At 38.7% G+C, this 6,132-nt stretch carries 4 protein-coding genes, 1 tRNA gene and 1 pseudogene; 3 read left to right on the forward strand and 3 right to left on the reverse strand.

The features are described from left to right. Positions 1–431 precede the first annotated feature (431 nt). Positions 432–1,604 (reverse strand): iron-dependent methanol dehydrogenase, encoded by a 1,173-nt coding sequence (gene mdh, locus F899_RS10245; RefSeq protein ID WP_005222600.1) that lies wholly within the window; start codon positions 1,602–1,604, stop codon positions 432–434. A gap of 201 nt (positions 1,605–1,805) precedes the next feature. Continuing rightward, positions 1,806–1,882: transfer RNA gene (locus F899_RS10250), tRNA-Ile, on the reverse strand. 778 nt (positions 1,883–2,660) lie between these two features. Here F899_RS10250 and F899_RS10255 point away from each other — a divergent pair. Together F899_RS10255 and F899_RS10260 are read left to right on the forward strand one after the other, a co-directional pair. Continuing rightward, complete coding sequence (locus F899_RS10255) at positions 2,661–3,221, forward strand: 1-acyl-sn-glycerol-3-phosphate acyltransferase (protein ID WP_005222602.1); 561 nt, start codon at positions 2,661–2,663, stop codon at positions 3,219–3,221. 257 nt (positions 3,222–3,478) lie between these two features. After that, the gene (locus tag F899_RS10260; protein ID WP_004815488.1) at positions 3,479–4,228 is read left to right on the forward strand and encodes a YebC/PmpR family DNA-binding transcriptional regulator; all 750 of its coding nucleotides are present in this window, start codon (positions 3,479–3,481) and stop codon (positions 4,226–4,228) included. 135 nt (positions 4,229–4,363) lie between these two features. Here F899_RS10260 and F899_RS10265 read toward each other — a convergent pair whose 3' ends face one another. Then, positions 4,364–4,834: an Lrp/AsnC family transcriptional regulator gene (locus tag F899_RS10265; RefSeq protein ID WP_004815486.1), complete on the reverse strand. Its 471-nt coding sequence runs from the start codon at positions 4,832–4,834 to the stop codon at positions 4,364–4,366. Between the two features lie 359 nt (positions 4,835–5,193). On the opposite strand from F899_RS10265, the pseudogene F899_RS15810 reads away from it, so the two are divergent. Further along, a pseudogene (locus F899_RS15810) lies at positions 5,194–6,132 on the forward strand (hypothetical protein); the annotation flags it as partial.

A 6,132-nucleotide genomic window follows, 5' to 3' on the forward strand; every position in this document is an offset into this window, starting at 1 on the left:
TTTGTTGGGCTTTTAACTTTTCAGTCAACAATAGATTTGATTTATCTAACAATAAATTTTTTAATTTAGCTCAATATAAAAAGTCATTAAACACTTTAAAATTATAATTTTTATAAAACTTTTTCACTGAATCCATGACAAGAATCACCTTGTAGCAAGGTATATTATTTAATCATTTTTATTTTTGAAAAATCACTCATCCTCTCTTAATCTGTCACTCCCAGATGGAATAACCGTTGATATATCTTCGAAGTAACTGATATTTTAAGCAAAAAAAAGAGCAACGTCTGCTCCTTATCCTCTCAAGGATTTAGGATAAGCCAAGACAAACATATGGGGATACGCTTGTCTTGGCACACTTCATAAGAAGTGCGAGCAGGGTTGCAAAAAATGTAAGTCTGCCGAGTGGAGAGATGACTTACATTGAGGCATTACATTGCCGCTTTAAAAATGTCGACCACTTGCGCATGACTGGCCTTACGAGGGTTGGTCAGCATGCAGGCATCTTTTTGCGCATTTTCTGCCATGATGCCAAGGTCTGTTTCTTTTACACCGAGTCCTGCCAGACCAGATGGAATTCCAATAGAAGCTGAAAGCTGGCGAATGGCATTGATTGCTTCATAGGCTGCTTTAGTGACTGTTAGTCCTTCTATATTGACACCCATCAGCTGAGCGATTTTTGCATAACGATCTGGACAGGCAATCAGGTTAAATTCGCATACATGTGGGAGCAAAATGGCATTACATACACCATGCGGCAGGTTATAGAAGCCACCGAGCTGGTGTGCCATCGCATGCACATATCCTAAAGATGCATTGTTAAATGCCATACCTGCCAGATACTGCGCATAACTCATCGCATCACGCGCTTCGATATTGTCGCCATTCGCTACTGCTTGACTCAGCCATTCACTGATCATGGTAATGGCTTTTTCTGCACAGGCATCGGTAATCGGATTGGCCGCAGTTGATACATAAGCTTCTACCGCATGTGTCAAGGCATCCATACCAGTTGCTGCAGTGAGTCCGGCAGGCTTAGCAATCATCAGTTTAGGATCATCGATTGCGATTAGCGGTGTACAACGCCAGTCCACAATTGCCATTTTGACATGGGTATCGGTATTGGTAATGATACAGAAGCGGGTCATTTCCGAAGCTGTACCTGCTGTAGTATTGATGGCGATCAGTGGCGTCATCGGCACTGTACTTTTATCAATACCTTCGTAGTCGCGGATATGACCACCACCTGCTGTGACTAGTCCAATACCCTTGGCACAGTCATGTGATGAACCGCCGCCTAGCGAGACAATGAAATCACAGCCATTGTCATTGTAAGCTTGCACGCCGTTATGGACGTTAATATCAGTTGGGTTTGGCTCTGCGCCCGGGAAGATATGGCTGTCTACACCAGCCTCTTTTAAATAAGTTGCGATGGTATCTGCGACACCAAATTTGTATAAGCCTTCATCGGTAACAATCAGGGCTTTTTTGGCACCTAGATTTTGGGCTTTAACACCAATTTCTTTGGCACATCCTGGACCGAAAAGTGAAACACAAGGGATATAAAAACCGTTGGTTTGATCTGCAATATTCTTAAAAGCCATGGTGCGATTCCTTCTACCATTCATCTTATTATCGGTGACCCTCACCGTGATTTGAGTATTCAATGAACAATAAAAGAATCCTACCTACCAAAATCCAACCTTTTATAAGACTTTGTATTTTTAATTATTTTAGATAGTTAGTTTGATGAAAGGGATAAATAAAAAAGCACCTAGACATTTACTTCTAAGTGCTTAAGAATTTGGTGGGCCCACACAGACTTGAACTGTGGACCAACGGATTATGAGTCCGCTGCTCTAACCAACTGAGCTATAGGCCCTATATGCTGAAAACCTTATTTATCAATAGGTTTAGGCGACAAGAATACTAGCTAAGATTTTTTTAAAAGACAAGCCTTTTTATGCCCACTTGCACACTTCATCAGCAATTATAAATTAGAAAAAATAGACACTTTGGAAATTCCTCATACTTTAGAAGGCTCTCATAGTCATTCAGAAGGAAAATTTCCATTTCTTTACAAAACAGAGCTGCTATCAAAATATATTTAAAAATTAACTTTCGACTATGCTTTTATACTTTTTATATATAATTATTTAAATACTTTGAATGGCTGAATTAATTTTTATATCCGGATCAATTCAGCTATGAAATTAATTAAAAGCTTAAGCTTCGTGCTCCAAATTCTCTTCTTTGCGCATATCCAGATAAATTTCGATCAAAGACCATACAACAATGAGTGCAAAAATGAACAATGAGAGCACCAAAGCCGTTAAGTAAGTCATTCTTTATCCTCTCTCGCGACCATGATTGGAAGTGTCTTAAAGCCGAAACATATCCTTAGGCTTCGACAAAAGTCTAATAACTATTTTTTGTACTGAACAGCCATTTTTTAGCATTTTTAAGAGTATTTTTATCTCTTATAAGACATTTAACTAATTAACATTAATTTTGTTATTGTTTTTAGATCTTAATTAACCATTACTCAATATATTTATTTACTTGCTTTTTGAAGGTATTTAAGGCTTTTAAATTAATTCCACTTGACGAAATATAAGAACAAGCACAAATTATGTTTTTTTTCACACACTCCATCCCCTATGTTTAAGAAATTCATTGGCGAATCTGCGTTTAAACTTGCAGGCTGGCAATATCACGTTGAACCAAATGTGCTTGAAGACAAGCAAGTGATTGTGGGCTTTGAGCATACTTCAATGATGGATGCCGTGCTTTCTCTGGCCTTATTTCAGATATACGACATCAAAATTCATACTTTGATTAAAAAAGAATTATTTAAAGGTCCATTTAAGCCATTATTAGAAAGCATTGGCGGTATTCCGGTAGATCGTAAATCGAGCAAGGATATTGTGACCCAGATGGTTGAACTTTTTCAGAGTAATGAAAAATTCAATTTGGTGATTGCACCTGAAGCGACTCGTGCCAAAAATGGTGAAGAGCGTCGACCAATTCGTACCGGTTTTTGGCATATTGCCAAAGCAGCGAATGTGCCGATTGTACTCATGTATGCCAACTCTAAAACCAAACAGGGTGGCATTTTCGGAAAAATTTATCCAACAGACCTTGAACATGACTTGGCTTTAATGAAACAGCTTTATAAAGACAATGTCGGTCTGGATATCGTGATCCCTGAAAAAAAATAATGTATGTCCATGAGATGTTATGCATGACCTAGCATCTCATTTCTTCTTCTCCTTCTATACTCTTTTCCACAATAAATATTTTTTTATTTTTAAACTAAATTATTACCTTTAATCCCCGAATAAATTTCTCAGTGCGTCTATTTTTTTGTCATTATCGTTAAATCTAAAAACCAGGCTCTTTTTTTAAAAAAAGCCCTTATGGTAGAATTTGCCCAATTCGATAGGCATACAGCCAATCTACAAGGAGCATATTTCGCATGGCGGGTCATTCCAAGTGGGCCAATATTAAGCATCGTAAAGCAAAACAAGATGCTAGCCGCGGTAAACTTTTTACCAAATATATTCGTGAATTAACTACTGCTGCAAAACTCGGCGGACCAGATGCGGGTAGCAACCCACGTTTACGTGCTGTTGTCGAAAAAGCATTGTCTGTAAACATGACACGTGATGTGATCAACCGTGCGATTCAACGTGGCGCAGGCGGCGAAGATAACGACGATCTTAAAGAAGTAACTTACGAAGGATATGGCGTAGGTGGTGTTGCCGTAATTGTAGAAACAATGACAGACAACCTGAACCGCACTGTACCTGACGTACGTCACTGCTTCTCTAAAACTGATGGTAACTTAGGGACTAATGGTTCAGTTGCATTCCTGTTCACCAAACGTGGTGAGATTACTTTTGAAGATGTGTCTTTAGAAGATCAAATCATGGAAGTCGCTCTTGAAGCTGGTGCTGAAGACATCGAAGTTAATGAAGATGAAATCCTGGTCATTACTACACCAGAAAGCTTCGGTACAGTTCAGGATGCTTTAGCTGCTGCAGGTTTAAAATCTGATAATGCTGAAGTTGTGATGAGCCCTTCCACCAAAGCTGAAATCACGGATATAGATCAAGCGAAAAAAATCATGAAAATGATTGATATGCTTGAAGATCTGGACGATGTTCAAAACGTTTATACCAACGTTGAATTCTCTGAAGAAGTATTGGCTCAGCTAGACGCTTAATCTTCAGGAAAACAAAAACGCACTTTTGGGTGCGTTTTTTATTTTGATCTATCTTATTAAATCATTTTGTAGGTGATTTCAATCAATTTACTTAGTTATTCGGAGACAAATATTTAGATAGTGCAATCTCTTCAATTAAACTTTATTGAGTAAGCCACTGCAGTTAAAAACATTATATTCCTTGATCACGAAGCTGGAATGCAGTGCGACCACATGTTCAATCTTGCCGATCTTGTTAAGCAGGATCTCACTATAGTTTTCCATATCACGTGCAACTACTTCGACAATAAAATCTGCCGACTGCCCTGTTACCAGAAAGGCATTAATCACTTCAGGAATACTTTCCAGCTCACCCAGAAATTTGGCAAAAGTGTCACTATCATGTTTGCTTAAGGAAACCTGCAAAAGTACATGCAGACTGAAACCAAGCTTTTGATAATTAATTTCCCGTTTTAGACCACTAATAATATTATGGTCAATCAACTGTTTAATACGGCGATGAACCGAGCTGACCGAAAGATTCACCCGTTCAGAGAGTTCATTCAAATTGACATCTTCATGGGTCAAAATTTCAAGAATGTGCTTATCAAAACGATCTAATTCCATCTTTAATCTCTTGCCACTTTATTAAAATACCTCATTATTTTACGCATAATATTGATATTTTTTTCATAAATTACCAGATATTTGCAAAAAAATACCAGATGATGATCTAGAGGAAATTTAAGTCCTTTCGATAGCCATTCATCGCATAAAATATATTTTAGATAAACGCAAATATCTAATAAACCATTATTATTTATCATAAATTAATCTGTTTAAAGCTTTATCCAGGCAAATAATACTATTTTCAAAACGTGATTATTCATGCTTAGATTTACACTTGTATAGAAATTGAATAAAAATTAGTCGTTTTATTTACAACGCAAAATAATCAAAACAAGACAAAAACGCAAGGAACGGTTATGGCTTTCAGTATTTTTAGTTCAATTAAAAGTAAACTCAGCCCGGTGCTCACGACAGAGACGCAAAACAAGAGTTTACTTAGCGGTTTTTTAGGTGGCAGTCTTTCTGGCATTATTGGTTCTATCACGGGTTCTACTCCCGCTACTCCTTCCCTAGATTCCCTCTTAAATAGCTTACTTTCAGGTAAGAGTTTAAGTTCAAGCTCCCTGACTGATTTAATTACTCAATTTACCGGTTCGAATGCTACAAAACTCGATATTAACAGTTTAATTAGCAAACTCACTCAAGCCAACGGCGGCAGTTTTGATCTGGGTTCGATCAGTAATCTGCTGGGTAGTTTAATGGGTAGCAATACATCAAATTTAGATTTAAATGCCGTGATTAAATTAGTCAGTGGGTTAATTGGTGGTAGTTCCGGTAATTTAGATCTCAGTAAAATTGCTGACCTGGCTGGTAACCTTCTGCAAGGCGGTGACATTGATATCGCGCAAATTGCTCAGCTCGTCGGTGGCCTGATCGGTGGCTCTGGTGGTCTTGAAGGTGTTGATATTGGCGCAATTGCAGGACTAGTTGGCAATCTGATTGGCGGGAATGGTGATATTGATATCGCGCAGATCGCTCAACTCGTTGGTGGCTTAATTGGTGGTTCTGGCGGTCTTGAAGGTATCGACATCGGGGCAATCGCAGGTCTTGTTGGCGGCTTAATCCAAGGTGGTGACATCGACATCGCGCAAATTGCCCAGCTTGTCGGTGGCCTAATTAATGGTTCTGGTGGTCTTGAAGGTGTTGATATTGGTGCAATTGCAGGACTAGTCGGCAATCTGATTGGCGGGAATGGTGATATTGATATCGCGCAGATCGCTCAACTCGTTGGTGGCTTAATCGGTGGCTCTGGTGGTCTTGAAGGTATCGACATCGGGGCAATTGCAGGCTTGGTT

The sequence above is a fragment of the Acinetobacter sp. CIP 101934 genome, from assembly GCF_000369585.1.
Classification (GTDB): domain Bacteria; phylum Pseudomonadota; class Gammaproteobacteria; order Pseudomonadales; family Moraxellaceae; genus Acinetobacter; species Acinetobacter schindleri.

What these genes read in the sequence shown, in the direction of transcription:
- mdh (WP_005222600.1), bottom strand. Translation starts at nt 1,604, where the DNA reads ATGGCTTTTAAGAATATTGCAGATCAAACCAACGGTTTTTATATCCCT.
- F899_RS10255 (WP_005222602.1), top strand. Translation starts at nt 2,661, where the DNA reads ATGTTTAAGAAATTCATTGGCGAATCTGCGTTTAAACTTGCAGGCTGG.
- F899_RS10260 (WP_004815488.1), top strand. Translation starts at nt 3,479, where the DNA reads ATGGCGGGTCATTCCAAGTGGGCCAATATTAAGCATCGTAAAGCAAAA.
- F899_RS10265 (WP_004815486.1), bottom strand. Translation starts at nt 4,834, where the DNA reads ATGGAATTAGATCGTTTTGATAAGCACATTCTTGAAATTTTGACCCAT.